This is a genomic window from Thalassobacillus hwangdonensis, assembly GCF_042675915.1.
GTDB lineage: Bacteria > Bacillota > Bacilli > Bacillales > Halobacillaceae > Thalassobacillus_A > Thalassobacillus_A hwangdonensis.
Map to the genome: position 1 here is coordinate 59,536 of NZ_JBHTKL010000002.1, position 26,413 is coordinate 85,948.

A 26,413-nucleotide genomic window follows, 5' to 3' on the forward strand; every position below is an offset into this window, starting at 1 on the left:
AACTCCCGATGTGGGAAATCATTCCTCTATCTACAATAAAGATAAGCTAATTAACCGAAAGGGGAATGAAGGATATGAAAAATAAAGTAGTTGTCATCACAGGAGCTTCAAAAGGGCTGGGAAAAGCGTTGGCGCTGAGGTTTGCTGAACAAGGAGCAAGGCTGGGGATCTGCGCCAGGGACCACGAAGAGCTTGAAAAAGTTAAAGCCGAGGCAATCTCGAGAGGAGCGGAAGTTGTGGCTGTGACAGCGGATGTATCCAATCCAAAGGATGTTGATCGGTTCATTTCAGTCGTTGAGGATGCGTTTGGAAAAGTGGATGTACTTATCAATAATGCATCGATCTTCGGACCGGGACCGAAGCTGCTGGCGGACTATCCTGCCGATACCTTTGAGGAAGTGATCCGAGTCAATAGCTCCAACCCATTTTTCGTTACGAAACGTGTGCTTCCAGGTATGCTTGCTGCGAAGCAAGGATCGATCATCAATCTAACTTCTGAAGCAGGGAAGACAGGGTTCGGCGAATGGGGCGCCTACAGTGTTTCGAAATTCGCTTTGGAAGGACTTACTCAAATATGGGCGGATGAACTGGAAGAGACTGGCGTCCGTATCAACATGGTCGACCCAGGGGAGATGGACACAGAGATGCATGATATCGCAGTGCCTGATTGTGATTATGATCTGGCTGATCCGAATACCATTTTGGATGTGTTCCTTCACCTTGCCTCTGATCAATCGAACGAACACGGACAGCGGTTCGAAGCACAATCTTTTGTCCTTGAAAGCGAGGAAGTATGATGGGAGCAATTGCATATCCATTCCATATTCCAGATGAATTGAACGCCACTAAACCAAAGGAATTTACAAGCGGATCCCGTGATGATGTGAAGTTGCTGGTGCTTGATCCTGCATCAGGAGGCACTATCCATGATCGCTTCAATCGATTGGAGGAATTTCTATTGCCGGGTGATTTGGTAGTTTTCAATAACAGCCGCACGATTCCTGCAGTGCTGAAGGCGAAACAATCCGGTCGCGAAATTGAAGTAAGACTTTCTAGAAGAATCGATGAAAACCAATGGGAGGCACTAATGCTGGGTGAATTTATCCAAACCGGTCATACACTCCAGTTTTCTGAGCGGTTGACTGCTTCGATAACTGGTTCAGGTTCAGAAGCTCCTTTATGTAAGCTGCGCTTTTCAATAAGTGGTACAGCATTGATGGATGAAATATATCGCATCGGCGAACCGATCCGTTATGAGTATATTGATGAGGAGTGGAGCCTGGACAGCTATCAGACGGTTTATGCCTCTGTCCCTGGTTCTGTTGAGATGCCATCCGCCGGCAGAGCGTTCACATGGGAGGGCTTGAACCGATTGAAAGCAAAAGGGATCAACACCGCTTTCCTCCAGCTTCATACAGGACTCAGCTATTACGAAAACGACAGATGGCCGAATCCGAAGCACCACCCGGAAACTTATCGGATTCCTGAGGAAACGGCTGCCCTTGTGAATCGCACACGAGAGAGTGGAGGGCGGGTGATTGCAATTGGAACTACCGTCGTTCGTGCACTTGAATCAGCAGTCGATTTAAACGGACGAATTCGACCTGAAGAGGGAACAACTACTCTTTATATTGATAAAAGTCATCCACTACGGGCGGTCGACGGCTTACTTACTGGTTTTCACGAACCGGAAGCGAGTCATCTCGATATGTTGACTTCCTTCATTGATACAGCCCCATTAATGAAAGCCTACAAGGAAGCGATCCATAAAGGATACCACTGGCATGAATTCGGAGATATGAACCTGATTCTACCAAACAGGTGCAAGCCGTGAACATTCACCATGTGGGTATCGGAGTTAGCGACATGAAAACTTCCATCCAATTCTATGAAAATCAATTTGGTTTCCACTATGAACAGGGATTTTCATTGGCAGATGAGGAAATCGTGTTCATAAAAAATGGGGAGGCACGAATCGAGCTAATCTATGCAAAGGGAACATCACCTTCATCAGCTTCGCAACACGTGTGTCTGGAGGTGAAAAGCTTGAATGAATGGAAGCGGCATATTTCACTTGTTCCGGTAGAAGGACCGTTCAAGCTCAATAATGGTTGGGAGACAATTTTCTATCAAGGACCGGACGGTGAAACCATTGAACTTCTCCAACTGAACGAAAACCGAGGCACCTAGGTGCACTCGGTTTTTTACATGTAAAGGCTAGCTAGAAAAATGCCAATACTCTCCTGGTAGATTTCATCAAACTGGGATAACGGCAGCGGGTTGGTGCCTCTTCCGAGTTCCACCGTGAACCCTGGCTGTCGGAAATCTTGAATGAACCAATCCTTGTAACCTGCAAAGCTATCAACATATTGAATCGGACGGTAACCGCTAACGCGCGCGAACTCGTTGACAATCGTTTCAGACTCAGGAGGTTCAAGCCCTTCGAAGCCCCAGAAAATCACTTCGCCTTGCGTGTGGAACGTCAGCATTTTATCAAATTGACGGTTACCTGCAAGCTCTGCCATTGCGACGCTCTCTGGTTCTGTCAAGGGCTGATAACCAGGGAAATCCCGTGGTCCTGGTTCGGTAGGTTTCCTGGCTGCTTCCACTTCCCACTTCGCTGGATACTGATTATTCAAGTCTACACCACGGATATTTGCTCTCCAACCTGAGAAATCCGTGCTACCATTGTTCAAGGCAAGCACTTCATTCCCAAATGCTCCTGCAGGTGGACCGTTCAGCACAAGGTCGACTCCGTCCGGATTGACCATGGGAACAATCGATACCGTTACTCGATTATAGAACGGCTCGATATTCAGCCCCCGGATCGATTCGCGGTTGGTCAGTGCCAGTAAGTAATCATTGAGAAACTGCATGATGATTGGTGTGGTGATCCATTCCTGTGCGTGAAAGGAACCGTTCCAGTTTACGATTTCGTCCCCTCTGCCAATTTGCAGTTCTGTCAGCTGCTTACCCATTACGCTGGTTCCGATGACCTCAGTTCGAATAAACGGGTAGATGGAAAAAAGCTGAGCTAAATCCTGTCCGAGCACATTGGAATCATAATTCATTTTCCCATCAACAACCCGGGCAGTAACACGTTGAGGTAACCGGATCACTTGGCCGATTTGCAAAGCGGACGGATTGACATTCGGGTTCAATAAATAAAGTGCGTCCAGTGAAATGCGGTTGTCGGTCGCTAACTTCCAGTAGGTATCCCCAGCGTTGATGCGGTAATTCGTTGCCACGTAGCCGGGAATCCGGATGGTCTGGCCGATAAAAAGCGTAGAAGGTTCCGTTTGAGGGTTGGAGTCGACAATCAACCGAAAAGGTATATTGAATAACGTGGAATAATACCACAATGAATCGCCGCTTCTCACTGTTACATCCATGCATAGCCCTCCTCATTCATGCTCATCATCTTAATGTATGTGATGGTCTTTTTTCGCATGAATGATAGAGTTCTATGTAATTGAAAAAGGAGCTCTAATTGAGCTCCTTGTTGAACATCCATTTTACTAATTGTTTTCCTTTTGTCACATCGAGTGCGTCTCTGTCGATTGCGCTTAGGGTCGATTGCCATGATGCGTAGAGTATGAGATCGATGCCTTCGAGCTCATTACCATTCAGCACTTCCAGTAAACTTTTTATTTTGTCTTCCCGATCTAAGGGATCTGTTTCGGAAAACAACTTACAAAGCCCTTTCTTCGCTGCAAAATCCACCCCTGTAAGTAAAGCTGCTTCCAGTTTTCCCTGGCTATCAGTAAACAGGTCGGCCGCGCCTTCCATTCGATCCACAACACGTTGTTCCAATTCGTTTCGTACGACTGCGTATAGCGTCGCTTTCGATCCGAAGTGATGGTAGATTGTGCCTGTGGTCATCCCAGCCTCTTCAGCAAGTTCTTTAATATTCACTCCTTCATAGCCCTTTGTCCGGAATGCTTCAACTGCAATTGTTAATAAACGCTCTTTCTTCGTTCCTGGTACTGGTATCATATCCTTCATGAATCAAGCGTATCATATTGACAGTAAAACGTAAATGGATTATGTTATACATAACTTAATTATGTAACGGCATCAAGAGAATAAAATTTAGGGGAGGAAAATGTATGAAGTTAGCATTTTTAATGCATCCAGTAAAAGAGATGAAAGCATCTTTGAAGTTTTATCGGGAAAATCTTGGGTTAGAGGAAGCATGGAGAGAAGGCGACCATACTGTAGCACTGAAACTACCTGGGACCGAAGTACAAATGATGCTTGAAGATGAAGATGAAGGATTGCCTGGGGGTGGGGTGTTCATCGTTGATTCTGTGGACAGCTTCTATGAACAGAAGAAGGAATTACTTAAGTTTGTGAAAGACCCTGTAGATATCCCGCCTGGGCGATATGCGATCTATCAGGATGATGCTGGTAATCCGATCCGTATCATCGATATGACAAAAGAAGGTTAGAAGGTCGAATAGTAAAAGAGGACGCAACTACAGATTCTTTACCCATTATAGATGACGAAAATGACGTTGATGAGGAATCGGACAATGAACTAATGTTAACCTGTCGCGTTTCTTATCTATCAGTTAACATGATAAGTTCCCTTTACCTTTACCTTATAGAAAGAACTAGACCCACTCCTGTTCGCAAACAGATTGAGTGGGTCCCGTTATTTTCCCTTTCTCCTTTTGCCTAACAACACCAATATAATTCCACACATTAAAAGAAGGTTTGCAACAATGGCACTTAAAAAATCGAAATCGCTTGTCGTTATCTCATTCTTATTTATAGTAAATAGATAGACACTCGGTCCTAATTGCATGTACAGAAGACTTCTTATTGCATAGAGAATCATCCCAACAATCCACAGAGCAATACCAATCCTTTTATAAGTCAAACCGAATCACCCTTATAAAGCCGAACACACTCATATTTAATCCTTAAGCAGTTGGTAAAGAAGAAGCCGATATTAGTTTCCAAAAGTTTCGAAAACTTCAGGAGAAATAAGAAAATAACGGTAGATAAATCATTCTCTGAAAAGAACTCCAAATTTAATACTTGTTCTTTCCCGGCATCGTAACTCAAAATGAACTCAGTTTTAACGACGGCTAACACCGCCTTTCTCCATCAATGTTGTTTTTTGTTGCATAGGAGATTACAATTTTATTCTTCTTACCACTTTCAAAAGGGAACGCAATTGATGCGTTCCCTTTCTCATTCAATCTGCCAAACAATCAGCAAATGCTTTTGCATAAGGAGGCAAATCAGGTGGACGGCGGGCGGAAATGATGTGCCCATCTTCAACAACAGGTTCGTCAAACCAGTTTGCACCGGCATTCACCATATCATCTTTGATGCCTGGCGTACTCGTCACGTTCCTTCCCTTAAGGATATCGGCTGAGATCAGCACCCAGCCAGCGTGACAGATTTGACCGATCGGCTTCTTATGCTCGTCCATATGCTTGATGAACGACAAAACCTCAGGGAAGCGGCGCAGCTTGTCCGGAGACCAGCCACCGGGTACTAGAATTCCATCATACTCTTCCACATCGATATCAGTGAATGCATAATCGGAAGTCACTGGAACACCATACTTTCCGATGTATTCCTGTTTAGCATCTTTACCCACGATATCTACAGTCGCACCTTCTTCACGCAACCGTAATACTGGATACCATAATTCAAGATCTTCAAACTCATCACTGACAAGTGCGATGACTTTTTTATTGTTCAAACGCATATGATTCACTCCTTTTCACAATTTCAGTCTATCAAATGGAGATGGATGGGCAAAACGTAAGCTATTTCTTAGATATAACAAGCACCCACCAAATCAGCAATGGCTGGAACAGCAGTCGGATCCACAGTGCAGTCTGGTTGACCTCTTCACTCCATGGAGCGGGGATACCGACAATTGCTGCATAAATGTTAGCTGGGAAAACAACTACGAGAAAGATGGCAATCAACTTGCCAATCAATGGCCGCATAGAAGGAACCAGCAAGAGGATGGCCAGTACCATCTCCATCACTCCTGTGGCGTAAACGATTTCCACGGCAAAAGGTATAATCGACGGAATTAAAGCTGCAAACCCCTCAGGATAGACGAAATGACTGATTCCTGCACCAAAGAAAGCGAGGCTGAATAGCACTAATCCCAATTTTTTAAGAAATCTTTTCATAGTGACGTTCCTTTCAATGAAATCTACCTCTTATCGTAGCATCAAGCGGATGGAGAAAACGAATGAAAAGAATGAATTTTGATGAAAACTACCCATAATCTTGATGCGGATTGCGAATGATTACTACTAAGGTCACTATAGGTTTTATCTGATATCGTGACTTTTTGATTGTGGCGCAGATTTCTAAAAGCAGGAAAACATTCTTTCGTGTTGAATTAGTTCATATACGCCTCAAGGTCGATTCTAATTGAACGATAAAGGCGTAAACTAGTTTCGTAGGTCATATCAAAGAAAGCATAAAGGGTGAAAATTGATGGGGAAACGTATTGTTTTAGTTTTGTTGGCTGTTATGATGTTTGCCGGAATTGCAGTAAATCAAGTCGCCTATGCCTCCACAGACGGTGGGGAAGGAATAAATGAAAAGCTCGGCGTACCAATTGTCGTTTATGGAGATACGTTGACAGAAGAACAGGAAGCGGAAGTGAGAGAACTTCTTGAAGTTGGCAGCGACGAGGCTATCGATGAATATCGAGTGAATGGACAGGACATCGCAAACTACATTGATGGTAATCCTGATTCCAGGATGTATTCTTCCGTGAAAATCACTCCACGTGAAAAAGGGGAAGGACTGGAAGTGAACCTTGTCACTCCTGACAATATTACGCAGGTAACGAAGGAAATGTATGCGAACGCATTGCTGACAGCAGGTGTGGAGGATGCGAAGGTGGATGTCGCTTCTCCAGTGAAAGTGACTGGACACTCTGCATTGACAGGGATTTATAAAGCATATGATGTACAAGGCGTAAAGCTCGATGAAGACCGGATGGGTGTTGCGAGTGAAGAACTCGATGTAGCCACAAAGCTGGCCGAGCAGGCAGGAATCGATAAAGAAAAAGTAAGTGAACTGTTTACGGAAATCAAAAAAGAAATCGCAGCGCAGGATCCAGCGACAAAAGAAGAAGTCGAGCAGATCGTTGATGAAAAGCTGAAATCTTTGAATATCGAATTGAGTCCTGAAGATCGTCAGCTGTTGACGGATCTGTTTGATAAAATCCGTTCACTGGATATCAATTTTGATGCATTGCAAAAACAGCTGGATGAAATTACATCAGGCATTAAAGACTTGGTGAACGATGAAGGGTTCTGGAATAGCATCATCAACTTCTTCAAGTCGATCTTCCAGGCGATTGCAGATCTTTTCAACAGTATATTTAAATAACATCTTATTAAACAACTTGAATGATAAATAAAAATGGTGCGGGAATTCAATCGCTTTCCGCGGACGAACGGTCAAGCCTCCTCGCTGCGCTGCGGGGTCTCGACTCGTCCGTTTTTCCGCAGGAGTCTAATGAATTCCCTCCCCATTTTAACCATATTGTGCGATTGTTTAATACGATATAATTATGATTAACTATTTAATGTAAAAGGCATATCCTCTTTTGGATATGCCTTTTTTCTACTGCAAATATTTATTTGATGGTGACCGTTAGTCTAAATTACATAATGGGGTGGGGGAATTGCGAGACCCCACGGGGCTGTAAGCCCGAGGAGGCTCGACGTCTGCCCGTGGAAAGCGAGTGATTGCCCCACCACATCTCACAAAGCAATCGTAACGGTCCTTTGTATTAATAATATGGTGAAATCATGATGTAGACGATGACACCTGTAAGGCTGACGTAGAGCCATAATGGCATGGTCCAACGTGCAATTTTACGGTGTTTGTCCACTTTCATGGCAAGCCCCCGGAACAAAGTCAGCAGTGCCAATGGTACGATGGCTGCTGCCAAAACGATGTGTGTGATCAAAATGAAATAGTAGATATACGCAATTACACCTTCTCCGCCGTAAGAGGTCGAAGATGCCATCGAATGATAGGTCAGGTATGACACAAGAAACAACGCGGTGGATGTAAAGGCTGCGAAAATGAAGTTCCGGTGCCATTTGATATTCTTCTTGAAAATCATATACAGCGCTGCCAACAGGAAGACGAAAGTGAATGAATTCAACATCGCATTAAGCAATGGCAAAATCGTGATGCTTCCGCTTTCGACGACTTCGATTTTAGGTAAAAACAAAAGTGCGATAACAATTGCATTGATCGCAACGGATAATCCTATAACTAAAGGGACGTAGTTCGTATCTTTATTGATGCGCAAAGTGAACCCTCATTTCCTTAACATTTTCTATTAGTAGTATAACGGATAGGGTACTGGTATTCATCATTAACATCTTACAAACCTGTGAAATATGATAGAAGGTCACCTCGCTGCTAAACGAGAGGTGACCTTCTATTTTGTTTCTTTCTTACTGTATGGTTGATTTTTCATGGATGTGCACGGTGTTTCTGCCATTGCGTTTTGCTTCATAGAGCGCTTGATCGGCAGCTTGTGCAAGTTCCTCGTATCCATCTTCCGTTTTGGGGATGGCTGTCGCAACACCTAAACTGATCGTCACATATGGCATACATAACGAACTCTCGTGTGGGAGTCCTAATTCCACAACGCTGGAATGAAGTGAATTGGCTACGGTTTTTGCGCCATCCCGATCGGTTTGAGGCAAAATGACGGAGAACTCTTCACCTCCATAGCGGGCGATGAAATCAGAGGGTCGATGAAGCGCACCTTCCAGTGTAGAAGAGATGATCCGCAAACATTCGTCGCCTTCCAAATGACCGTATGTGTCGTTGTAGCTTTTGAAGTGATCGATATCGAGCATGATCATGGATATGGGTTTCCCATTCCGGTAGGCCTGTCGCCATTCCCTCTCCAGTGTTTCATCATAAGATCTTCGATTGGGGATCCCAGTCAACCCATCAATGTTGGAAAGGCTACGGTAAAGGTTCTCGCTTTCTTCAAGCATTTGCTGCCATTTCTTTTCTTCGGTAATATCATGCGCCACACCGACAATGCCGATGACTCGGCCATCAAGGATGATCGGAGCTGCGTTCACGTTCAGTTGAATCAGGTCGCCGCGACGATTGATGATTTCACTCTCGAAGGTTGTAGATTTACCTTGTAAAATTTTTGCGAAATGCTGTTGTGTTTTTAAACGCTGTGCAGGACGAATCAATCGACGAAGCGGTGCTCCAAGCAATTCTTCGGAAGAGAATCCACTCATCTGCTCTGCTGCTTCATTGAAATCAGTCAAATTTCCCTTACTATCCAATGAAAAGGTGGCACTTTGATTGTGTTTGAATAGGGAGGCGTACCTCAGCTTGCTTTCGCGAAGTCTTCGTTCCATCTCTTTTTGCTCCGTAACGTCACGGTAGCTCCAAAGATGCCCTGAGAAGAAATTGTTTTCCGTGTAGATTGGTGCATAATCGCGCTCGAATACTCTGCCGTCTTCGTGATAGAGCACCTCGTTCGTAACGGGAGTACGAGCTGCGCGGGTTCGTCGTACCGTCTTCATGTAATCCTCTTTGCTAGTGAACATTGTCTCAGCCTGTCGGTGTAAATGCTGTCCCTGCTCACCTGGGGGATACTCCTTTATTCCGATCAGGTCCTTGAACTTGTCGTTCATTAATGAAACTTTTCCTTCAGGGGATTCGACCAGGACGGCTGCATTGAATCCCTTCAATAGAAGTTTCAACTGGGAATTCGATTCTTTAAGGTTTGCTAAAAGCTCTGAATGGTAGAACATATGGTTTGAAAAGTAACAGGCAGCCATACCTGCTGTAAAAGATAGAGCTGCATGGACGATGCTGGTCGATATGAATAGGGATGCTTCATTCTCGAAGACTGCAAGTGTCAGGTAGAAGATGAAAGTAAGTATTCCGATGCTGGTCACATTCATCATGAGTGACTTGCTGATTTGTTTCATAGGGAGTAAGCTTATCAGTCCGCAGGCAACACCGATTGCGATCATTCCAACACCTGCCGTGATTGAAACAGCTGTCCATGAACCGAACAGAAGGATTCGCGCAAGAGCGATAATGGCGGCAGCGGTCAATGTCGCAGGGATCCCGAAGAATAAGGCCGGGATGAGAATTGCTATATGGCGCAAATCGATGATTACTTCAGAAGTCACGTTTATGCTGAAAGACATGAGGATGACACCCAATGCTCCTGTCAAAGCTCCTGAAAGCAGTTGGATATGCAGTGCGGAACGCCTTTTCGATAATGGTGACTCTCCGGTTATTCTCCCCATCAATTGCCAGAATAAGAACGGGAAAGCGACGATCATTGCAAGGTTGATGATCATTCCTTCGATCATTTTATGCCACCCCCTTCGCTTGATGAGTCTATTATACTACTTTTTGTGTCTTTTTTACTATATATTATCTTCTTTATCTTCAGAAAATTTAATTCGATGAATGTTCGAGCGTAAAACGTGACGTGCATAACATGGTCACGAGGGCTACGCAGAGAATGGTCAGGGTGGATAGCAGCAGAGTTTGACTGGAGAAGAGGTAACCACCAATCAGTATGACGGCAGCATCGATCATAAAAATGACGAAACCGACATTCAGGCGCATGAAGTCGGCCACCATTTGGGCGAGCAAGTCTGTTCCGCCGGTGCTTGTCTTATGCCGGAGCATGAATCCGATTCCTGCTCCGACGAATGCTCCCCCGATCATAGAACTGATCGCTGGGTCCAAGGGGAAGTGGAAGGCTCGCAGCCTGTAAAATAAATCAATGAAGAAAGAAGAAATAAGCAATCCGTGCAAACTATTGTAGAAATAAGATCGGTAACGGAACCAGGCGAGAATGAAGATAGGTGTACTGAACAGAATGATGGTAAGGCCGGTTTCAAATCCCCACAAATAATGCGCAATCAACCCGATGCCAATGATTCCTCCATCCAGCACATGATCCGGCATAAGAAAGAGGTTGATGCCGATTGCGAGTAAACTGCTTCCGATTAAAATGACCATCCCTTTTTTTATGAATATTTTCATTTAAGCCACCCCGCATTGGGACAAGTTTCTTCATGTATATTCAACCGAGTACATGATTAAAACTTATAGTCGGAAGATGCTTGGCAATACTATAAGAAGAAAACGGATGAGAGGATAGGTTTTATGCCAACTTTGAAGCATGAGGATTGTACGATTTACTATGATGACATGGGACGGGGGATCCCGATCATCTTCATTCATCCGCCAGGAATGGGAAGGTTGGTCTTTCTCTACCAGCACCCACTTGCCGATAACTATAGACTGTTGATCCCTGACCTGAGTGGTCACGGCCAATCATCTATTAACCGGAATCCAATTTCGATTGAAGGTTATGCTGAAGAGATTGTGGCATTGATGGATCATACAGGAGTGCAACAGGCGATCATTTGCGGCTATTCCGCGGGTGGACATGTGGCGCATGAAGTCGCACTTCGTAACCCGCATCGCGTAAGAGGCTTATTCTTGTCAGGAGGCTATCCGAAGGTGGAGAGCAAGCTGTTGCAGTTGGAGTATGCATTAGGGATGAAAATGGTCGAGAAGAATCCGGATGCTCTGATCCGTGTATTGGCTCGTACCCATTTTTCTGATACGAATATAAAACAGGTGATCTCGGGGCAGATGAGAAAGACGGAGTTGCGGAGTTGGTATTACTTTTATGAGGCGTCATTGCAATATGATTGTACAGAGAGGTTACACGAGTGGGATAAACCTCTTCACATCCTATATGGAAATAAAGTGAAGTGGATTAAATCTCATAGTCCTTATTATCGGAACTGTAAGAAAGCATGCATGATGATAATAGAAAAAGCTACTCACCAACTACCGACCAAGCATTCCCATACATTCAACCGAGTTCTGTCAGACTTTGTTCAAAGTACATGCACCCAAAAATAAAGACGCCCCAGAGGGACGTCTTTATTTATTATCACTATTTTCTTTATTGCCTTTTGCGTGCTTACCTTGGCGGCCGTATTCTTTGTTTGTTTCCTCGTTACGCTCTTCGCCGCTCTTACCTTGATTGTTATTATTGTCAGCCATGTGGATGACCTCCTTTCTAAGTATGTACATGATAGATTTCCTGAAAAAGGGAATCTTAAACATGTTTTGGAACATTCGAACTTTTTCTCTACTTCACTCTATAAAAGGGGTCTATATTCCTGTATCTTCACACCTATATACTCACTATTTTGTGTGTCGAATTTGGTAGAATAATATTAGAATTTATCAAATGACAGGTATGGACGCACCATATTCAAAGAGGGGGGGAGAGTCGATGGACCCTAGAGTGATCGTAATGGAGGGTTTCAGTGTAATTGGAGTATCAGGAAGTGTCCCTGCAAATGAAGCTGAAAAATTACAGCGCTGGCACACATTCAAACAAAGAAAAAGAACGCTTAGAGATATCCGGAAAACGCCGATAACCATAGGAATGACCGACTGTGGAAGTAATGGGGAGGGATCCTACATCGCAGGAATGCCGGTCATTCAATCCGATATACCTAAAGGGATGATACAGAAAGAGGTCCCAGGGGGATTATATGTAATGGCGACGCATCGTGGCGAAAGCAGAAGAATGCTCGAGACGTTTGATTATCTTTACTTCGAGTGGATGGCTGAAAGTGGTTACAGACCATTGGCACAGGCTTCATTTGAAATGTATGACGAAAGATTCCTCGGGCCGGACAATCCCGATTCAAAAATCGATCTATACATACCAGTTTCTATAGAAACGAGCAGGACGCGCAACCGATCATTAGTCAGTCAATAAAAAGACCAGCCATTTTGGCCGGTCTTTTATGCTTTATGGCATTTCTACGGTAATTTTATCAGTGTCAGTAACTTCATAGACCAGCCGGTCAACCATAATATCAAGGTATTGCTTTTCTTTATTTAAGTAACGACTGAATTGCATCGAGATCGATGGATCATTAGGTCCGCCTCCGCCGTGTATTGATTTGAGATCCTCTCCATTATCATCCTTCGCAGACAATAAATTTCCCATATCTCTATCTCGAAGTTGAACAAATGCGGGTATTAAATCAGTCGATAACCGGGTGGGGGATGTTTCGCTTGTCTCATAGTCTATATGAACAGTTACATCCTGCGATCCATACTCCACGCTCTCTATAATGACCTCTGTTCCATATGCCTCTTTTATTTTTTTGTCCACTGGTACCGTAAATATATCAGCCATCTCTTTTCCTTCCAAATGCTTTTGAAGATCTATTCGAAAACTGTAGGAATCTTCGGATGCAAGTTGGATGCTGTCAAATTGTATATCTATTTGATTCGGATCAGATTTGAGAGGCATCATAATCATTTCATATGTGTCTTCTTGACCATCTGATTGGTTTTGGAGGTAAAAATAAGTTTCCTCCCCATTACCTGTAATTACTTTTCCGCGTGTGTTCATCATTAATGCATGTTCTGTACCTTCTGTTTCAACAACGATAGAGTCATACCCTAACTTCATATCCATCCGTTTAACAACTAAGGTGGTGTCTCCGATAGCAAGCTTTTGGTCGATCGGTATCTGTTCAATAAGTTCATCGCTTACATCATGCTTGATTTGAAGAGGAAATTCCACACGTTTCATTTCCAACGTGTCTGGCATAGTTAAAGCAAACCCTGCGGAGAAAAGTGCATCTACTTTCTCTATCGGTTGATACCCTTGGCCCATTTGAATCAGAGGGGCAATCCCTCCTTTTTGGTAGAGGCGCCCATCATATATGATTGCCTCCTTTTCTAAAAAAGTGAAATTCGAAAAGTTCAAGTGAGGGTTACCAATTTCCTTCTTTGTATCCTCATCCATAGGGTCCAGGTGCAATCCTCTGATGAAGCTGTAACGTTCTTCGGGTAAGTCCTCTACCCCTTTGAAAAAGGATAGGTCATATCCTGTAAACAGATAACCAAAGTGAGAGTCATACCAGATCCGGTCCAAATAGAAGTTCCCTTCACGATCAGGAACCTTTGCTGACTGATTCAGTTCCTTCACTGCTCCGTGCTCTTCAGCGCGAGCCAGACCAGGGGTATTCTCACGGAAGAATTCATATACTTCTTCCTCGGATTCAGCTACCCTCACATTAGATAGCACTTCTGGTATTTCCGTTTCTTCCTTTTTTTCTTTCTGAGGAGGTAAGGCTTCCGTCTCCGCTGGACTTTCCATGACGAGTTGTGTTCCGATGAATAATAGAACAACGACACCCAATGACAGCCACAGTTTGAGCTTCGGAGTGTTCCGTTTTTCTTTTTCATTCATTTTTTAACGCTCCTTATGTAAGAAAATCTCGTAGTCGTTGCATTCAATCTACTTCAATCTGGAAGGTTTCGTTGACATAGACGTTGTAGACCAGGTTATCGATGTTGATCGTAATGGAATTGGTATCTTTAATTTTGCTTTGGTCAACTTGGATGGAAACCGTATCCTCCCCGATTCGAAGAGGCCCCGTCTGAATTATTTCACCTTGTTCATCTGTAATGGTCAAGACATTACCGACCTCCCCAGCCTTATTAGGCAGACCATCATGCATGACAGCCAGGTTGGGAGTAACCAGGAAAGGGGAGTCGCTTAACTTTTCGTAAGATAAATGAAAGGTAGCCTGAAGGTCGTTATATGTAATACGATTAAGAATGATTTTGGTTCCATAAGCTTCTTTCAGTGTCTGCTCATAGACGATTTCATTGGCATAATCTTCAGTTGGTTCGTGAATTGGCGAAATATCGACCTCGTCGGTAAGGTTTTCGTTCGAGCGGACTTCATAGGATTGAAGAGTGAAATCAATGTGTTCAGGCGTTTCATTAAAAGGTTCGGAGTTCCCTTCGTAACCGGACGATCGATCCTTGGTCAAAAAATAAATCTGCCTTGTTCCCGATTGATCAGTCTTCATCGTTGCTGCCAGTCGGCCGTTCAACTGATGATTTTCGTCAATCAGTTCAAACAGTACGGTGTTATTAGAAACTCCGATTTCCAACTGCTTGATATTCAGTTGGAGGTCGTTTTTGTTCATCTGCTTGTTGATGGCAATCGACTTGATGAAATCATCTTCAGGATTGTATGAAATCTGCATGGGGAACTCGATGGATTCATATCCTCCGGGCAATCTTAGAGGAAATGTAGCGGTAAACATATGCTGAAGGGGTAGAATCGGCTCCCATTGATCATTATGTAACGGGGAGGTCATGCCTTTATGATAAAGACGGTCTTTATATATGATTGCGCTTTGACTCGTTTCAGGCATGCCGAAGAACTTCAAATGTTGATTGGCCACATTCATTTCTTCCATAGGTTCCAAAAAAAAGCCATCCATTACAGGAAGTGTGACGTATTCATTGGATGAAGCCTCTTCCAGTAAAGATAAATCAATACTGTAAAACACAAAAAAACGGTCTTCGCTGTACCAGATCTTATCTACGTAAAACTTTCCATCACGATTTGGGACGCTGGCCTGCTGGTTGATTTTCTTCACTGCACCATTTTCTTCTGCCTGCTTCAACCCGGTTACGTTCGTCTGGAAAAACTTCTCTACTTCCTCCATCGACTGTGCAACCTTTACATTCTGAAGGGCTTCCGGGATGTTCTGTTCATCTTTTGGCTCTTCTGTTACTTTCGGGATCGTTTTTGTTTCTCCCGGCTCCTCTGTTATGAACTGGGTCATGACGAATAAGGCGAGAACTGTTCCGATAGCCAGGAAAACTTTAAGCTGGACAGAACCTTTTTTAGTTTCTTTATCCTCCATCAAACCGACTCCCCAAATTTATGTATTAGCTCTATTATAAAGTGTAGAAGGGTGGATTGGTAGGTCATTTCCAGTAACACAGCTGAACTTTATTAAAATAAAAAAATAAAGAGAGGCTGGATGCTCTCTTTATTTCTTATCTTTGTTCAAAAGCGAGTTGGTCATCATTTCGCCTTCCATCAAATGATCATCATGGTCTTCTCTAGGTCTCGTAAATGCACGATTGTAAGATGTACGTCTTGAAAAGATTTCTGCCTGCTCATTTGTTTGGACTTGAGCTCTTCTCGTTTTCTTTTCCATGCAAATCACCCTCCTCATTCTGTAGTATTCCTTTTACAAAGTGTCATTAATCGAGCTTTTTTCTTTGCAGGAAGGAGCCTTGTTTGGTTTAGTGGAAGTAATAGAATATAAAAATTAGGAGGGAAGCTCGATGCGTGAAAAATCCTTTGAAACGAGTGTCGTACATAGTGAGCATAAGCTTGATGTAAACAGCTTCAAAAGCAAACGGACACCGATCTATCAGACATCTGTATTTTCGTTCTCAGACTTGGATGAGCTGGAGGGGTATTATTCGGGGGAAAATGCTTATCTCTATTCGAGAATGGGCAACCCCAACACAGATGGATTAGGTCATACCATTGCACAATTGGAAGGAGCGCCGGCGGGGGTAGCTGCTTCTTCAGGTATGGCAGCGATTCTGGCGGGCATTCTTGTTGTTGCTAAGCATGGAGATCATATCATTGCTTCTGAGGATTTATATGGAGGCACCTTTCATTTATTGGAAAAAGAATTAAAGGATTTCGGCATCGAGGTAACCTTCGTCGCTATGGAAGATATCGAGTCGGTTGAGCAGGCGATCCAGCCTCGTACAAAGCTTTTATACAGTGAAAGCATCACCAATCCGTTCCTCCGTGTAGAGAATATCGGTAATATGATCGAGCTTGCTGATAAATATGAACTGACAACGATGATCGATAATACATTCGCTACGCCTTATCTTCTGACACCTTTCACTGAAGGGGTTGATCTGGTTGTACATAGTGCGACCAAATACATTGGTGGCCACAGTGATGTGACGGCTGGTGTATTGGTGGGCAGGGAATCGCTGATTCAAACGGCGAGAAGTAAGATTGTAAGCTTAGGAATGAACCTCAGTCCGTTTGAGGCATGGCTTGCAGAGAGAGGAACGAAGACGCTAGCTTTAAGGATGAAAAAGCAGTCTGTGAATGCAGAGTATGTAGCAGAACGCTTGAGAAATCATGCAGACGTGGAGCAAGTGTATTACCCTGCGTTTGTTTCTGAAAAAGGAAATGGCGCGATTGTTTCCATTAAATTAAAGGATCGAAGTGATATGCACAAGTTCTTCGCTGCGCTTGACTGGATCAAGATCGTGCCTAGTCTGGCTGGTGTTGAAACAAGTGTTTCCTATCCGGTGGCGACATCACATCGCGCGTTATCTGAAGATCAACGAAAGAAACTTGGCATTGATGATACGCTGGTCCGGATTTCTATTGGTATTGAGGATGAAAAGGATATCCTGTATCAATTGGAAGCTGCCATCGATCATTCCTTGTGAACCAAAAGTCCGATGTGATTTCAGGACCATCGACTGCTTCGCTGCATGCTATAATTTAAAGTGGACGGCGTTTCTGTTAGGGAGGTCAGGCTAGCCCCATTTGATCGTAAAGGGGGTGATGCCCACGGATATCTATGAAATTTTGACAGTCTTATGGTCTTTCGGCACGTTTTTAGTTGCCTTGCTTACCTTGATCATCAGTCTGATCAATAAAAAATAGACCTCCCTAATCACTCAGCCAAAAGTCGAAAGGGGAAGTCTATTCTGTATGAAGGATAGCCGCTCCCTTGGGGAACGCTGGTCCAGGACCGCAGTTGGCGCTGCGGTCTTTTTATTATTCTATAATCTTATACGTTTATCATACCATATCCTTTTATCTTTTTCCGCCTATTTTCAAGTCACGGATATAGGCTGGGTGAATACACTATCACCGAACATCGATTGAAAAGGGGAGATCGTATATGGATTATCGATTTGCACAGCAAGGCATGCCAAACGGAAATATGCAAATGCCGCAAATGCAACAGATGCCTCAAACAGGCCAGATGCCACAAATGCCACAAATGCAGCAGATGCCTCAGGCAGGTCAACAAATGCCGAGTATGCAGATGCCTCAAATGAACCAGATGCAAAACGCAAGCAACAAAGATAAGTATGACCATTGCAAAAAACATATGAATTACTACATGATCATCGTAATGAACGATGGCCAGCAATATGAGGGAATCATTGACGATGTAGACTCGGAAGGTGTCACAATGCTTGAGCCGATGGGCGATCAGGAGGATAACGACAGGGAAGACGAAAGGATTTACGGATGGGGCTATCCAGGTTGGGGATACCCTCGGAGATTCCGCAGATTTTACCGAAGACGTTTTCCGTTTTACGGTATCGGAGGGTTTTATTTCCCATTTTTCTGGTGATACCTTTAATTGACTGTCCGTCAAAGTGGCGGACGGTTTTTACATAAATTTTTCAACAAAAGTGATCCGTACCTCTGTCTTCTGCGATAGCTTGATAGAACATCCTAACAAGTTTCCGATGCGTTCATTAGGGTACATTATGCTATGATAACATTATCCACCAGAAGAGGAGCATGAGATGAGTTCTAGAGACATTGAGCTCTATCATCGGATCCAGCAAAAGGATAAGCAGGCATTGGAAGAAATCTATACGAAGTATGAAAAGCTGCTGTATTCGTTTGCATTCAAGATGTGCGGTGATAAAGAGCTTGCAGAAGAGATGATACAGGACGTATTCATGAAGTTATGGACAGACAAGGCAACCTACGATGAGTCCAAGGGGAAATTCTCCTCCTGGTTATTGACAGTAGCAAGATATACAGGGATTGATTTGATCAGAAAAAGAAAGAACAACCACGTTACGCTTGAAGAAGAGCAGGATTCGTTACATGAGGAAACGCCATCCTCAGAAGATATCGTGGTTTGGAAAGAACAACGGGCACTTGTTCAAAAAGCGGTAAGGTCCCTATCACGGGAACAAATACAAATGGTGGATTTGTTCTATTTCAAGGGCCACACGCAGAAAGAAATTGCCGATCAATGTGATCTGCCACTCGGCACAGTCAAGGGTAGGATAAGGCTAGCGTTGAAGCATCTTAAGAAAGAGCTCGAAAACATCAAGAGGAAGGGGGGCGTACAGGATGTATAAGGAATGCGAGAAAGTAATCGATTATTTCAATAACCAATTGGATGAAAAAGAGAGAGAGAACTTTGAAGAACATTTGAAAAGTTGTCCGGATTGTCAGGAAGAACTGGAAGAACTGAGAGCATTGACAGAAGACCTTCCATATTCAGCGGATCCGGTAGAACCACCATCAGGGATGAAAGACAGGGTTCTGGGAGAAGTTTTCGCAGCGGATGATAAGACAGAAGAACCTGAAAAGAAACGGGAAACAGTCGTACCCCTTTCTGACAACCGAACCTCCACAGAGGAAAACGCCCGGCAAGTACCTCAGAAGAAATCCAAAGTACCTTTAGGAATGCTTACACTGGCTGCTGCTCTTGTAGCTTCATTGATTGGGAATGTTTATTTCATTTCGAATGATGAACCGACAGTTACAGCACCTGAAGAAAGTACGGATCAGGTCCTGGAGCGCGTGCAATTACAAGGTGAAACGGAAGCTAGTGCGAGCGCAGCTGTCATTAATCAGAATGACGAACGGGTATTGGTCGTCCAGGCAGATAACCTTCAGCCATTAGAAGGAGACGAAGTGTATCAAGTGTGGTTGTTGAAAGGGGAAACACCATACAGAGCAGGTACATTCAAGTCCAATGAACAAGGAGAAGGGGCAGTAGCCTTCTCGATGGAGATGCTCGAAGAAAGTGAATGGGATGCAATCGCCGTATCAAAGGAACCGGATGCATCCAGTCAGACACCTCAGGGTGATGTGCTGATGGTATCTGAATTATAGAATTTTAGGAAAACACCTGTAAATAGGTGTTTTCTTTTTGTTTTTTATACTTGATTTTCCTTGTGGTTACGCGGTTTTCTACATGGTTGCACATTTTTTTATATTTTTTTTAAAAAAAGATGATCCAAATCTGATCCTTGTTCGATAGCTAAGTGAATAAACCAAAACAAAGGAGAGATTTGAACCATGGACATGAAGAAAACATTTCTAGCCGTACCGTTAAGCTTATCTTTATTAATTCCGACAGCAGCTGATGTGGTGAACGCAGAGGATCATAAAATGACGCCTACAGTGGACACAGCAGCCGTCGATTTAAGAGCCCAACTGGATAACCTGCTAAGTGAACACGCGTATCTTGCAGTAGAAACGATGCGTAAAGGTGCAGAAGGGGCAGCAGACTTCGAAGCTTCAGCTAATGCACTTGCCGGAAACACGGAAGACTTATCAGCAGCGATCGCATCCGTCTATGGGAAAGAAGCTGGAGAACAGTTCAAAACAATGTGGTCCGAGCACATCGGCTATTTCGTTGATTATGTGAAAGCGACCGGTGCCAATGATGAAGAAGCAAAACAAATGGCATTGGATGAACTTAACCAGTATCGTCAGGATTTCTCCCAATTCCTTGAAGGTGCAACTGGTGAACGTCTTGAAGCTGGAGCACTTGCAGAAGGATTGCAGATGCACGTCAATCAGTTGATTGGAGCGTTCGATGCTTATGTAGCGGGAGATTACGAGACTGCCTATATGAAAGAACGTGAAGCGATCAAACATATGTATGGAGTAAGTAAAGGACTATCCAGCGCAATTGTCGATCAATTCCCGGACAAATTCAATAATACGAAAGCAGTGACACCTGCAGCTGATCTTCGCAGTAACTTGAACCACTTGCTTTCTGAGCACGCTGGACTAGCAATGATGGCAATGCAGAATGGTATTGATGGATCCGAAGACTATGATGCTTCTGTACAAGCATTGAATAATAATACCGAAGACCTAACTGCAGCAATCTCTTCAATCTACGGGGAAGAAGCTGGCATGAAGTTCAAAGAGATGTGGTCTGATCATATCGGTAACTTCGTTGCTTATGTAGAAGGAACGGGAGCAAGTGACGAAGAGAAGAAACAAATGGCATTGGATGAACTGGAAGCGTATCAGCAGAATTTCGCTGAATTCCTTTCCACTGCAACTGAAGGAGGATTGCCAGCAGATGTTCTTGCCGGTAACCTTGGTGAGCATGTAGACTTGTTGATCAACACGTTCGATAGCTATACAGCTGAAGATTACGAAATGACGTATGAGACACTTCGTGAATCTTATGCACACATGTTCATGGCTGGTAAAGCATTATCTGGTGGTTTCGTAGCTCAATTCCCGGATAAATTCCAGGCAGATATGCCATCTGAAATGCCGGACACTGGTATGGGTGGAACTGCAGGTATGAATATGGACCTTTGGATTTTCGCTTCGATCCTTGCCTTAATGGGAGCAGCAGGAATCTTTATCCGCAAACAAAAACAACAGTAATTGATTATAGTTAAAAATCCAAGCCCGGAATCCGGGCTTGGATTTTTTTGTGGAAACGGTTATGTGTTAATTTGCTTGAAAAGGGAATACGTGTAGAAGACAGGAAGGAAAGGAGAATGTTGTTCCCATGTATTCAGTTACGTTGCAGAAGATCTTGCAATTCATTGTAGTTGGCGCAGCTGTAGGTTTCTTAATAAGTATCTTCGTCCGGGAAGTAAATATGGTGTACACCATTCTATTGACCGTTATCGCTACTTTTCTTACGTTGATGTATGCAGAGTTGTACCATATACGTGAGGCGATCAACCGACAGCGATCCGAACAAAAAGAATACCTGAAATGACAAATGATGCCTCTAGGTCCGAGGCATCTCTTTTATTTTTTAAGAGGAAATTTCTTATGTTGTATCGAAATATTTATTAATTCATAGAGCACCTTGTGTTACCGATTATTTCTGGAAAAAGCGCATGTGAAAAGCTGCTGGGCTTTCATGTACCGGTGCATCGTCCTTGCGCGTCGCCCTTCTTCTGTATAAGGATTTATATAAGGCTCCAGACATCTGCTGAACATTTGATCACAATAGCATGAGGCTCCGTAGTAGGCATAACATTCATCGTGCATCTTACAGCATGCATCGACTTCGTTGACTGGAGCGCCTGGCCCATTGCATCCAGGTCCACACCAATTGTAACCAGGAAACAGACACCAGCCTCGACGGTTTCTGTTTGAATGACGATCCATTTTGCACACTCCTTTTTTACTAGCATATTCCGTCTCCAGTCGTCACGTATGGATGAAGTACCTACGCGCTATTGGTCAAACGTTTGATTAAATGGCCAACTGCAGCATATCAGCAGAGTCCTTACGGTTTACGGACCAATCATAATGGGAAACAGGGAGGTAAACAGCTATGGAAAGTAAGGAAGGATGGGAAAGTATGTGGCTGGCAGATGAGGGGGCAAGATGACTTTATTTGAGATAGTGTTTCTGCTGATTACATTGGCTTGGTTTTTTGAATTTCTTCTGTTCAGGAATCGTGGGGAAACCCATGAAAACAAGGTGGAACGGTTTTCTTACCGAATAATCCTTTCCGCCATCCTGTTGACGGTTCTCTCTACTCTTCTTCTGCGTGAATTTTCCATCATCGTAGTATCATCTCCCATCATTGTTGTCATTGGTCTTGTATTTTATGGTACCGGCGTGTTCTTAAGGTATTGGGGAATCCTCTATCTGAAAGAACAATTTTCAAGGGATGTATCTGTCAAACAGGGAGATACACTCGTAAGCGACGGACCATACAAACGGTTGAGACACCCGCTTTATACGGGTCTGGTCTTCATCATCATCGGCATTCCTTTTGGCCTCGAAGTGCCATGGATGGCTGTTCCTGGCGGTATGCTCGTCATTTGGGCACTGATCTTCCGGATAAACGTCGAGGAAAGGATGCTTACAGATATACATGGAGAGGTTTACCGAAACTGGTGTGCAAAACGGTATCGATTGATTCCGTTCATATATTAATGGAGGTGCTGGGGATTGAATAAGAAAAAAGCGTTAGTAATTGGAGCAGGATTAGCAGGAATGTCTGCCGCAATTCGTTTGAGTGGGGACGGCTATGACGTAACCGTGCTTGAGAAAAACAGCAATATCGGTGGGAAACTGAATCGTCGGGGAGGGAAAGGGTTCACGTTTGACACGGGACCGTCAATTTTGACGATGCCTTGGGTGCTGGAGCAATTATTCGAGAGTGTGCATCGTAGACTGGAAGATTACATAACGGTCGAAAGGGTGGAGCCTCAGTGGCGGACATTTTTTGAAGATGGTACATCCCTGGATGTATCCAGTGATTTGCCGACGATGCTTGAAGAGATTGCGAAAGTTACAGGTAAGCCGAACCGTAAACTGACTGACTTCCTTTCCTACAGCCAGGAAATGTACGAGCTTTGCATGAAAAGTTTCTATAAATATAGTATCCAGGACCTGAAAGATTTGAAGAGTCATCATACGCTTTCCGAATTGATGGCGATGGATCCTTTGAAGACAGTAGCGAAATCAACGCACAAACACTTTGATAACAAGTACCTTGAGCAATTGTTCAACTTCTTCGTCATGTATGTAGGCTCGAATCCATACGCATCACCTGCAATTTTGAACCAGCTTGTGTATGTCCAGCTTGGACTGGGGATCCATTACGTCAAAGGCGGAATGTACAAAATCGCAGAAGCTATGGGCAAAGTGATGGATGAATTAAGGGTGGATGTTAAATTGAATACTCCTGTCCAGCAGCTGGTGGTTGAAGGGGAGACAGTTGTCGGAGCTGAAACGGAAGATGGTGAAATCTATGAAGCGGATGTAGTCGTTTCAAATCTGGAAGCGATTCCTGCATACCGCAGACTAGCACCTCAATCCGGCAAAGTGAAAAAGGAAACGAAAAAGCTGAGCAAAACGTTTGAGCCGACGGTTTCCGGCCTCGTCCTGCTGCTTGGGGTAGGTAAGCAATTTGATCAGTTGAAGCACCATAATTTCTTTTTCTCGGAAGATCCGGAGAAAGAATTCAAACAGATTTTTGAGGAAAATCAGCCGGCGGATGACCCGACCATCTATATCGGAATCTCGTCAAGGTCGGATGACACGCAAGCACCTGAAGGAAAAGACAACTTATTCGTGCTTACCCACGTACCTCCATTAAGCGATAAGAAGCGTAAACCGATTGATTGGGATGCATACAGGCAAACCGTGATCGAAAAGCTTGAAAGAATGGGATTGAAAGGCCTCAGTGACTCGATTGAATTCGAGTACCGCTTCACCCCTGAAGATTTGGAAAAGTTATACGGACCGAATGGCGGTTCCATCTATGGAATTGCTGCCGATCGATCACGCAATGGTGGGTTTAAAATTCCATCGAAGAGCCAGATCTATGAACACTTGTATTTCGTAGGTGGCTCCACCCATCCTGGTGGAGGCGTACCGATGGTCACCTTATCCGGCCAGTTGACGGCAGACTTGATCAAACAGCACGAACTGGAACCGGTAAAATAAGGAGGTTCTCTCCTTCTTATATAAAAATCCGCAAAAGGAGCGCGAACCTTCTGCGGATTTTTTATACTTAAAGGAAGTTTTATGCAGGTAACGACAATACTACTATGGAAAGGGGTGGTGGATGTGGAACTGCCAAAAGAGTTGCTGGATCAGGCGAATAAACGAATGAAACCGCATGATACCGAAGGGCTTGTCATCGGTGGGGGGAATGAACAGGCATCCATCATGATCGTAGGGGAAGCGCCGGGAGAGCATGAGGCAGTTGAAGGACGGCCGTTTATTGGCCGTGCAGGAAAAGAACTGGATAAGCAGTTGGCGTATGCAGGATTGACGAGAGATGATGTTTACATTACAAGTGCAGTGAGAAGTCGACCGTATAAATGGGTGAAGACGACCAGGAAAGGGACAGGTGGCATACGGAAAGCGAATCGCAAACCGAATAAAAAGGAAATTTTCGCACACGCCCCAATTTTGGATTACCAAATTTCAAAGCTTCAGCCATCGTTGATCATCGCTCTCGGTGGAGTGGCTTATGAAAGGCTGACAGGACGAAAAGATAAAATGAAAGAAGTGCTCGGTAAGCCGATGGACCTTCCTGTCATGAACCTGGTGGATGAACGCTACGAGCCTACCGAACAGACTTATACGATTTTTCCATTGTATCACCCTGCTGCGATTTTTTATGATCCGCGTATCAAAGAAGAAGTCTACCGCGCACTTGATAATCTGAAAGCTTATTTGACAAAGTAATCATCGGTGTTGGTGATGGGGTGTACTTTTGTATCGGGGTCATGTTTTACAACGGCATGGGCACCTGCAAACACCAAGGCACAAAGCAGGATAAGGACAAAAATTCCAGTCATAACAGTCACCTCCTCTTGGCTATGATGTTAATGTAAAGTATGAAACGCGTTTCATAGCAAGGATTTTTTTCAAGGAGTAGAACAAATGCCGAATATAAGAGATTTAGCAATTCATGCAAAGGTGTCGGTCTCGACGGTTTCCCGAGTGCTGAACGGACACCCATATGTAAAAGAGGAGAAACGGGAAGCGGTCTGGCAGGCGGTTGAGGCATTGAATTATCAGCAGAATATCAATGCGGTGCACCTGTCGAAAGGAAAGACGGAAGTCATTGGCGTCATCCTTCCTTATATCAACCATCCATACTTCGGAAGACTGCTGGAAGGAATTGCGGATGAAGCGGAAGTATGTGGGTATAAATTGATGCTGATCCAGACGAATTATGAAAGGGATAAGGAACTGGAAGCACTTGATATGCTTCGCCTGAAGCAGGTGGATGGACTGATTTTCACTTCCCGGACGATCGAGTGGGAAGCATTGATGGAATACCGTGGGTATGGACCTATCGTCGCTTGTGAAAATAAGCATGATAGTTCGATTTCAACAGTTTTCATTGACCATTATGAAGCGTTCAAAGAAGCGATGGAATTCCTGATTGAAAAAGGCCATCAGAAGATTGGCTACTGCATAGGACGACGGGAAGGGTCGAACAGTAGGCGAAGACATCAGGCATACGTGGATGTGATGAAAGGAGCGGGCATCGCATTTGATGAAGGATGGATTTTTGACCATTGCTTATACATGGACGACGGAGAGCGCGTCGTCAAGGAATGGAGAAAGCTTGCATCAGCACCGACTGCGCTGCTTGTGACCAATGATGTCGTTGCAGCAGGGATCACTCTCGAAGCACAACGGAGAGGTGTGAAGATACCTGGTGATTTGGCTGTGGTAGGGTTCGATAACCAGCCGCTTGCGAAAACACTTGATCTGACCACTGTCGAACTTCCCCTATATATAATAGGAAAAGAAGCATTCCGAATTTCAATAGGGAATGGAGAGGTTGCCCATGTAGAAAAGCCTTTCCGACTTATAAGGAGAAATACCGTATAGCGCGCCTTTTATGGTGTGCTTTTTTTATTGAAGAAAGTAGGGTTGTTCGAAAAAGGGTGATTGTTATGCGAAAAACAACCCCGCCCGAATCATAGTTGCTTGGTCATCGTATACAAGGCTTCGCTTATT

The 26,413-nt window shown here is 44.0% G+C and carries 31 protein-coding genes; 18 read left to right on the plus strand and 13 right to left on the minus strand.

The window, feature by feature from the left end; all coding sequences use genetic code 11:
* Positions 1–74: 74 nt before the first annotated feature.
* Genes ACFQ2J_RS08175 through ACFQ2J_RS08185 form a run of 3 tightly spaced genes read left to right on the plus strand, consistent with a single transcriptional unit; the run spans position 75 to position 2,190 of the window.
* On the plus strand, positions 75–797 hold the full coding sequence (locus ACFQ2J_RS08175; RefSeq protein ID WP_386058571.1) for an SDR family NAD(P)-dependent oxidoreductase: 723 nt from the start codon (positions 75–77) through the stop codon (positions 795–797).
* The gene (locus ACFQ2J_RS08180; RefSeq protein WP_386058574.1) at positions 797–1,834 is read left to right on the plus strand and encodes an S-adenosylmethionine:tRNA ribosyltransferase-isomerase; all 1,038 of its coding nucleotides are present in this window, start codon (positions 797–799) and stop codon (positions 1,832–1,834) included. Before ACFQ2J_RS08175 ends, ACFQ2J_RS08180 begins: the two co-directional genes overlap by 1 nt.
* A gap of 11 nt (positions 1,835–1,845) precedes the next feature.
* Positions 1,846–2,190 carry a VOC family protein gene (locus tag ACFQ2J_RS08185; protein WP_386059034.1) on the plus strand — a complete coding sequence of 115 codons (345 nt, stop codon included), beginning with the start codon at positions 1,846–1,848 and terminating at the stop codon, positions 2,188–2,190.
* Positions 2,191–2,204: 14 nt separating this feature from the next.
* Here the strand turns inward: ACFQ2J_RS08185 and ACFQ2J_RS08190 are convergent, their stop codons facing one another.
* Both ACFQ2J_RS08190 and ACFQ2J_RS08195 read right to left on the minus strand, forming a co-directional pair.
* Positions 2,205–3,392 carry a M14 family metallopeptidase gene (locus ACFQ2J_RS08190; RefSeq protein ID WP_386058577.1) on the minus strand — a complete coding sequence of 396 codons (1,188 nt, stop codon included), beginning with the start codon at positions 3,390–3,392 and terminating at the stop codon, positions 2,205–2,207.
* Between the two features lie 94 nt (positions 3,393–3,486).
* On the minus strand, positions 3,487–4,005 hold the full coding sequence (locus tag ACFQ2J_RS08195) for a TetR/AcrR family transcriptional regulator (protein WP_386058580.1): 519 nt from the start codon (positions 4,003–4,005) through the stop codon (positions 3,487–3,489).
* A 104-nt stretch (positions 4,006–4,109) separates the two neighbouring features.
* Between ACFQ2J_RS08195 and ACFQ2J_RS08200 the strand changes: the two genes are divergently transcribed.
* Positions 4,110–4,451, plus strand: coding sequence for a VOC family protein (locus ACFQ2J_RS08200; RefSeq protein ID WP_386058583.1), 342 nt, complete (start codon positions 4,110–4,112; stop codon positions 4,449–4,451).
* 755 nt (positions 4,452–5,206) lie between these two features.
* On the opposite strand, the gene ACFQ2J_RS08205 is transcribed toward ACFQ2J_RS08200, so the two are convergent.
* Positions 5,207–5,728 carry a type 1 glutamine amidotransferase domain-containing protein gene (locus ACFQ2J_RS08205; RefSeq protein ID WP_386058586.1) on the minus strand — a complete coding sequence of 174 codons (522 nt, stop codon included), beginning with the start codon at positions 5,726–5,728 and terminating at the stop codon, positions 5,207–5,209.
* A gap of 61 nt (positions 5,729–5,789) precedes the next feature.
* On the minus strand, positions 5,790–6,167 hold the full coding sequence (locus ACFQ2J_RS08210; protein WP_386058589.1) for a DoxX family protein: 378 nt from the start codon (positions 6,165–6,167) through the stop codon (positions 5,790–5,792).
* Between the two features lie 313 nt (positions 6,168–6,480).
* On the opposite strand from ACFQ2J_RS08210, the gene ACFQ2J_RS08215 reads away from it, so the two are divergent.
* Positions 6,481–7,386 carry a DUF1002 domain-containing protein gene (locus tag ACFQ2J_RS08215; RefSeq protein ID WP_386058592.1) on the plus strand — a complete coding sequence of 302 codons (906 nt, stop codon included), beginning with the start codon at positions 6,481–6,483 and terminating at the stop codon, positions 7,384–7,386.
* A gap of 406 nt (positions 7,387–7,792) precedes the next feature.
* Here ACFQ2J_RS08215 and ACFQ2J_RS08220 read toward each other — a convergent pair whose 3' ends face one another.
* The 3 genes from ACFQ2J_RS08220 to ACFQ2J_RS08230 all read right to left on the minus strand — a co-directional run bounded on the left by ACFQ2J_RS08220 (position 7,793) and on the right by ACFQ2J_RS08230 (position 11,064).
* Positions 7,793–8,323: a DUF420 domain-containing protein gene (locus tag ACFQ2J_RS08220; protein WP_386058595.1), complete on the minus strand. Its 531-nt coding sequence runs from the start codon at positions 8,321–8,323 to the stop codon at positions 7,793–7,795.
* A 148-nt stretch (positions 8,324–8,471) separates the two neighbouring features.
* Positions 8,472–10,379 (minus strand): diguanylate cyclase domain-containing protein, encoded by a 1,908-nt coding sequence (locus tag ACFQ2J_RS08225; RefSeq protein ID WP_386058598.1) that lies wholly within the window; start codon positions 10,377–10,379, stop codon positions 8,472–8,474.
* An 88-nt stretch (positions 10,380–10,467) separates the two neighbouring features.
* Complete coding sequence (locus ACFQ2J_RS08230; RefSeq protein ID WP_386058601.1) at positions 10,468–11,064, minus strand: YitT family protein; 597 nt, start codon at positions 11,062–11,064, stop codon at positions 10,468–10,470.
* 123 nt (positions 11,065–11,187) lie between these two features.
* On the opposite strand from ACFQ2J_RS08230, the gene ACFQ2J_RS08235 reads away from it, so the two are divergent.
* Positions 11,188–11,958, plus strand: a complete 771-nt coding sequence (locus tag ACFQ2J_RS08235) for an alpha/beta fold hydrolase (protein ID WP_386058602.1) — start codon at positions 11,188–11,190, stop codon at positions 11,956–11,958.
* Positions 11,959–11,979: 21 nt separating this feature from the next.
* On the opposite strand, the gene ACFQ2J_RS08240 is transcribed toward ACFQ2J_RS08235, so the two are convergent.
* On the minus strand, positions 11,980–12,102 hold the full coding sequence (locus ACFQ2J_RS08240) for a hypothetical protein (RefSeq protein ID WP_386058605.1): 123 nt from the start codon (positions 12,100–12,102) through the stop codon (positions 11,980–11,982).
* Positions 12,103–12,337: 235 nt separating this feature from the next.
* On the opposite strand from ACFQ2J_RS08240, the gene ACFQ2J_RS08245 reads away from it, so the two are divergent.
* Positions 12,338–12,832 carry a GyrI-like domain-containing protein gene (locus ACFQ2J_RS08245; protein WP_386058608.1) on the plus strand — a complete coding sequence of 165 codons (495 nt, stop codon included), beginning with the start codon at positions 12,338–12,340 and terminating at the stop codon, positions 12,830–12,832.
* A 33-nt stretch (positions 12,833–12,865) separates the two neighbouring features.
* On the opposite strand, the gene ACFQ2J_RS08250 is transcribed toward ACFQ2J_RS08245, so the two are convergent.
* From ACFQ2J_RS08250 to ACFQ2J_RS08260, 3 genes are all read right to left on the minus strand, one after another.
* Positions 12,866–14,323, minus strand: a complete 1,458-nt coding sequence (locus ACFQ2J_RS08250; protein ID WP_386058611.1) for a hypothetical protein — start codon at positions 14,321–14,323, stop codon at positions 12,866–12,868.
* Between the two features lie 43 nt (positions 14,324–14,366).
* The gene (locus tag ACFQ2J_RS08255) at positions 14,367–15,800 is read right to left on the minus strand and encodes a hypothetical protein (RefSeq protein WP_386058613.1); all 1,434 of its coding nucleotides are present in this window, start codon (positions 15,798–15,800) and stop codon (positions 14,367–14,369) included.
* A gap of 129 nt (positions 15,801–15,929) precedes the next feature.
* Positions 15,930–16,100, minus strand: coding sequence for a hypothetical protein (locus ACFQ2J_RS08260; RefSeq protein ID WP_386058615.1), 171 nt, complete (start codon positions 16,098–16,100; stop codon positions 15,930–15,932).
* Between the two features lie 130 nt (positions 16,101–16,230).
* Here ACFQ2J_RS08260 and ACFQ2J_RS08265 point away from each other — a divergent pair, with 130 nt between their 5' ends.
* The 7 genes from ACFQ2J_RS08265 (at position 16,231) to ACFQ2J_RS08295 (ending at position 21,677) form a co-directional block, all read left to right on the plus strand.
* The gene (locus ACFQ2J_RS08265; protein ID WP_386058618.1) at positions 16,231–17,376 is read left to right on the plus strand and encodes a trans-sulfuration enzyme family protein; all 1,146 of its coding nucleotides are present in this window, start codon (positions 16,231–16,233) and stop codon (positions 17,374–17,376) included.
* A 118-nt stretch (positions 17,377–17,494) separates the two neighbouring features.
* Complete coding sequence (locus ACFQ2J_RS08270; RefSeq protein ID WP_386058620.1) at positions 17,495–17,596, plus strand: putative holin-like toxin; 102 nt, start codon at positions 17,495–17,497, stop codon at positions 17,594–17,596.
* Positions 17,597–17,837: 241 nt separating this feature from the next.
* A complete protein-coding gene (locus ACFQ2J_RS08275; protein WP_386058622.1) occupies positions 17,838–18,299 on the plus strand; it encodes a hypothetical protein in 462 nt (153 codons plus the stop codon).
* A gap of 178 nt (positions 18,300–18,477) precedes the next feature.
* Complete coding sequence (locus ACFQ2J_RS08280) at positions 18,478–19,047, plus strand: RNA polymerase sigma factor (protein ID WP_386058624.1); 570 nt, start codon at positions 18,478–18,480, stop codon at positions 19,045–19,047.
* A complete protein-coding gene (locus ACFQ2J_RS08285) occupies positions 19,040–19,810 on the plus strand; it encodes an anti-sigma factor (RefSeq protein ID WP_386058627.1) in 771 nt (256 codons plus the stop codon). Before ACFQ2J_RS08280 ends, ACFQ2J_RS08285 begins: the two co-directional genes overlap by 8 nt.
* Before the next feature lie 186 nt (positions 19,811–19,996).
* Positions 19,997–21,334 carry a copper amine oxidase gene (locus tag ACFQ2J_RS08290; RefSeq protein WP_386058630.1) on the plus strand — a complete coding sequence of 446 codons (1,338 nt, stop codon included), beginning with the start codon at positions 19,997–19,999 and terminating at the stop codon, positions 21,332–21,334.
* Between the two features lie 127 nt (positions 21,335–21,461).
* A complete protein-coding gene (locus tag ACFQ2J_RS08295) occupies positions 21,462–21,677 on the plus strand; it encodes a hypothetical protein (protein ID WP_386058633.1) in 216 nt (71 codons plus the stop codon).
* 98 nt (positions 21,678–21,775) lie between these two features.
* On the opposite strand, the gene ACFQ2J_RS08300 is transcribed toward ACFQ2J_RS08295, so the two are convergent.
* Positions 21,776–22,075 (minus strand): phospholipase, encoded by a 300-nt coding sequence (locus ACFQ2J_RS08300; RefSeq protein WP_386058636.1) that lies wholly within the window; start codon positions 22,073–22,075, stop codon positions 21,776–21,778.
* Between the two features lie 222 nt (positions 22,076–22,297).
* Between ACFQ2J_RS08300 and ACFQ2J_RS08305 the strand changes: the two genes are divergently transcribed.
* The 3 genes from ACFQ2J_RS08305 to ACFQ2J_RS08315 all read left to right on the plus strand — a co-directional run bounded on the left by ACFQ2J_RS08305 (position 22,298) and on the right by ACFQ2J_RS08315 (position 25,123).
* Positions 22,298–22,855, plus strand: a complete 558-nt coding sequence (locus ACFQ2J_RS08305) for a methyltransferase family protein (protein ID WP_386058639.1) — start codon at positions 22,298–22,300, stop codon at positions 22,853–22,855.
* Between the two features lie 15 nt (positions 22,856–22,870).
* Positions 22,871–24,373: a phytoene desaturase family protein gene (locus ACFQ2J_RS08310; protein ID WP_386058642.1), complete on the plus strand. Its 1,503-nt coding sequence runs from the start codon at positions 22,871–22,873 to the stop codon at positions 24,371–24,373.
* Between the two features lie 81 nt (positions 24,374–24,454).
* Positions 24,455–25,123, plus strand: coding sequence for a uracil-DNA glycosylase (locus ACFQ2J_RS08315; RefSeq protein ID WP_386058645.1), 669 nt, complete (start codon positions 24,455–24,457; stop codon positions 25,121–25,123).
* On the opposite strand, the gene ACFQ2J_RS08320 is transcribed toward ACFQ2J_RS08315, so the two are convergent.
* Positions 25,108–25,236, minus strand: coding sequence for a hypothetical protein (locus ACFQ2J_RS08320; protein ID WP_386058648.1), 129 nt, complete (start codon positions 25,234–25,236; stop codon positions 25,108–25,110). The genes ACFQ2J_RS08315 and ACFQ2J_RS08320 overlap by 16 nt on opposite strands.
* An 85-nt stretch (positions 25,237–25,321) precedes the next feature.
* On the opposite strand from ACFQ2J_RS08320, the gene ACFQ2J_RS08325 reads away from it, so the two are divergent.
* Positions 25,322–26,284: a LacI family DNA-binding transcriptional regulator gene (locus ACFQ2J_RS08325; protein WP_386058651.1), complete on the plus strand. Its 963-nt coding sequence runs from the start codon at positions 25,322–25,324 to the stop codon at positions 26,282–26,284.
* Positions 26,285–26,413: the final 129 nt, after the last annotated feature.

Bases quoted from the DNA above. Each gene is read 5' to 3' on its own strand.
- ACFQ2J_RS08175 (WP_386058571.1), top strand. From the start codon at position 75: ATGAAAAATAAAGTAGTTGTCATCACAGGAGCTTCAAAAGGGCTGGGA.
- ACFQ2J_RS08180 (WP_386058574.1), top strand. From the start codon at position 797: ATGGGAGCAATTGCATATCCATTCCATATTCCAGATGAATTGAACGCC.
- ACFQ2J_RS08190 (WP_386058577.1), bottom strand. From the start codon at position 3,392: ATGGATGTAACAGTGAGAAGCGGCGATTCATTGTGGTATTATTCCACG.
- ACFQ2J_RS08195 (WP_386058580.1), bottom strand. From the start codon at position 4,005: ATGAAGGATATGATACCAGTACCAGGAACGAAGAAAGAGCGTTTATTA.
- ACFQ2J_RS08200 (WP_386058583.1), top strand. From the start codon at position 4,110: ATGAAGTTAGCATTTTTAATGCATCCAGTAAAAGAGATGAAAGCATCT.
- ACFQ2J_RS08205 (WP_386058586.1), bottom strand. From the start codon at position 5,728: ATGCGTTTGAACAATAAAAAAGTCATCGCACTTGTCAGTGATGAGTTT.
- ACFQ2J_RS08210 (WP_386058589.1), bottom strand. From the start codon at position 6,167: ATGAAAAGATTTCTTAAAAAATTGGGATTAGTGCTATTCAGCCTCGCT.
- ACFQ2J_RS08215 (WP_386058592.1), top strand. From the start codon at position 6,481: ATGGGGAAACGTATTGTTTTAGTTTTGTTGGCTGTTATGATGTTTGCC.
- ACFQ2J_RS08225 (WP_386058598.1), bottom strand. From the start codon at position 10,379: ATGATCGAAGGAATGATCATCAACCTTGCAATGATCGTCGCTTTCCCG.
- ACFQ2J_RS08230 (WP_386058601.1), bottom strand. From the start codon at position 11,064: ATGAAAATATTCATAAAAAAAGGGATGGTCATTTTAATCGGAAGCAGT.
- ACFQ2J_RS08235 (WP_386058602.1), top strand. From the start codon at position 11,188: ATGCCAACTTTGAAGCATGAGGATTGTACGATTTACTATGATGACATG.
- ACFQ2J_RS08240 (WP_386058605.1), bottom strand. From the start codon at position 12,102: ATGGCTGACAATAATAACAATCAAGGTAAGAGCGGCGAAGAGCGTAAC.
- ACFQ2J_RS08245 (WP_386058608.1), top strand. From the start codon at position 12,338: ATGGACCCTAGAGTGATCGTAATGGAGGGTTTCAGTGTAATTGGAGTA.
- ACFQ2J_RS08250 (WP_386058611.1), bottom strand. From the start codon at position 14,323: ATGAATGAAAAAGAAAAACGGAACACTCCGAAGCTCAAACTGTGGCTG.
- ACFQ2J_RS08255 (WP_386058613.1), bottom strand. From the start codon at position 15,800: ATGGAGGATAAAGAAACTAAAAAAGGTTCTGTCCAGCTTAAAGTTTTC.
- ACFQ2J_RS08260 (WP_386058615.1), bottom strand. From the start codon at position 16,100: ATGGAAAAGAAAACGAGAAGAGCTCAAGTCCAAACAAATGAGCAGGCA.
- ACFQ2J_RS08265 (WP_386058618.1), top strand. From the start codon at position 16,231: ATGCGTGAAAAATCCTTTGAAACGAGTGTCGTACATAGTGAGCATAAG.
- ACFQ2J_RS08270 (WP_386058620.1), top strand. From the start codon at position 17,495: ATGCCCACGGATATCTATGAAATTTTGACAGTCTTATGGTCTTTCGGC.
- ACFQ2J_RS08275 (WP_386058622.1), top strand. From the start codon at position 17,838: ATGGATTATCGATTTGCACAGCAAGGCATGCCAAACGGAAATATGCAA.
- ACFQ2J_RS08280 (WP_386058624.1), top strand. From the start codon at position 18,478: ATGAGTTCTAGAGACATTGAGCTCTATCATCGGATCCAGCAAAAGGAT.
- ACFQ2J_RS08285 (WP_386058627.1), top strand. From the start codon at position 19,040: ATGTATAAGGAATGCGAGAAAGTAATCGATTATTTCAATAACCAATTG.
- ACFQ2J_RS08290 (WP_386058630.1), top strand. From the start codon at position 19,997: ATGGACATGAAGAAAACATTTCTAGCCGTACCGTTAAGCTTATCTTTA.
- ACFQ2J_RS08295 (WP_386058633.1), top strand. From the start codon at position 21,462: ATGTATTCAGTTACGTTGCAGAAGATCTTGCAATTCATTGTAGTTGGC.
- ACFQ2J_RS08300 (WP_386058636.1), bottom strand. From the start codon at position 22,075: ATGGATCGTCATTCAAACAGAAACCGTCGAGGCTGGTGTCTGTTTCCT.
- ACFQ2J_RS08305 (WP_386058639.1), top strand. From the start codon at position 22,298: ATGACTTTATTTGAGATAGTGTTTCTGCTGATTACATTGGCTTGGTTT.
- ACFQ2J_RS08315 (WP_386058645.1), top strand. From the start codon at position 24,455: ATGCAGGTAACGACAATACTACTATGGAAAGGGGTGGTGGATGTGGAA.
- ACFQ2J_RS08320 (WP_386058648.1), bottom strand. From the start codon at position 25,236: ATGACTGGAATTTTTGTCCTTATCCTGCTTTGTGCCTTGGTGTTTGCA.
- ACFQ2J_RS08325 (WP_386058651.1), top strand. From the start codon at position 25,322: ATGCCGAATATAAGAGATTTAGCAATTCATGCAAAGGTGTCGGTCTCG.